Here is a 1,212-nt window from a genome sequence, read left to right on the forward strand (position 1 = left end):
CAGGGCGGGATCGCACTTTGTTAATGAAATTTGAACAGGCAGATCGTCTGTGATCTAATCGCGTCTCCATGCAGGAGGCACGCGCTATGACGTTGATTGAACACCTTACCCTTGTCGAAGAAACTCGCTCTGATATCAATCGTAAACATGACCTGGTTGATGTCATGTTCCTTGTCATCAGTGCCATCATGAGTGGTGCCGAGGGCTGGAATGACATCGAAACCTATGGTGATTCTAAGCTCGATTGGCTCCGTCAGCATCGCCCCTTTGCCAATGGCATCCCGCGCCGTCACACCATTGCTCGCATTCTGCGCTGCATTGTCATCGATACCCTGCTTGAAGCATTGCTGTGCTGGGTCAATGAACAGCGCACTCATCAGGGAAAACCCATAATTGCCTTTGATGGCAAGGTGTTACGCGGCTCCTTTCGGGGAAATGCCAAGGATGCTCTGCAGTTGGTCACGGCCTACGATACAGAAAATGGTCTGGTGTTAAGCCAGAAGGCAACCCCGAACAAGAAGGGGGAAATCGAAACCGTCAAAGAGATGCTGGACATTCTTGAACTCAAAGGTGCCGTTGTGACACTCGATGCGTTGCATTGTCAGCGCGAGACTCTGGAGAAAATCAGTGAGAAGAAGGCTCATGTGGTGGTTCAGGTAAAGAAGAACCAACCGAAGTTGTATCAAGCCGTTCAATCACAATTCCAGGCACTCTTTGATGCCCAGAAAGAGAAGATTATCGTCGAGCACAAAGAAAGTGGGCATGGCCGCCAGGAAGAACGCTATGTGTTTCAATTAAAAGCAAAATTACCGCCAGAGTTAGCAGAGAAATGGCCGACGATCCGCAGCATCATCGCCGTTGAGCGTCACCGCAGCGCCAACGGAAAAGGAACGGTAGATACCTCCTACTATGTCAGCTCGTTATCCCCCAAGCACAAGTTGCTAGGGCACTATATTCGTCAGCATTGGCGGATCGAGAACAGCCAGCATTACATTCTTGATGTGGTGTTCAACGAGGATGCCTCCAGGATAGCGATGGAGGATGCGGTCGAGAATATGGCGCTATTCCGGCGGTTCGTATTGAATATCGTAAAACAGAGCAATTGTGGTGCTCGAAGTCAGAGAAACAAGCTAAAAAGAGCCGGCTGGAATGACGACTATCGGGCTCAGTTATTCTTTGGTTAAAAGATCAACAAAGTGTGCTCCCGCCCTG

At 49.8% G+C, this 1,212-nt stretch carries 1 protein-coding gene; it reads left to right on the plus strand.

All coding sequences use genetic code 11. The features are described 5' to 3' along the window. Positions 1-86 precede the first annotated feature (86 nt). Positions 87-1,184, plus strand: a complete 1,098-nt coding sequence (locus OKC41_RS21000; protein WP_171865817.1) for an ISAs1 family transposase — start codon at positions 87-89, stop codon at positions 1,182-1,184. Positions 1,185-1,212 lie beyond the last annotated feature (28 nt).

This window comes from Aeromonas sp. QDB17 (genome assembly GCF_027705305.1).
In the GTDB taxonomy this organism is placed as follows: Bacteria; Pseudomonadota; Gammaproteobacteria; order Enterobacterales; family Aeromonadaceae; genus Aeromonas; species Aeromonas caviae.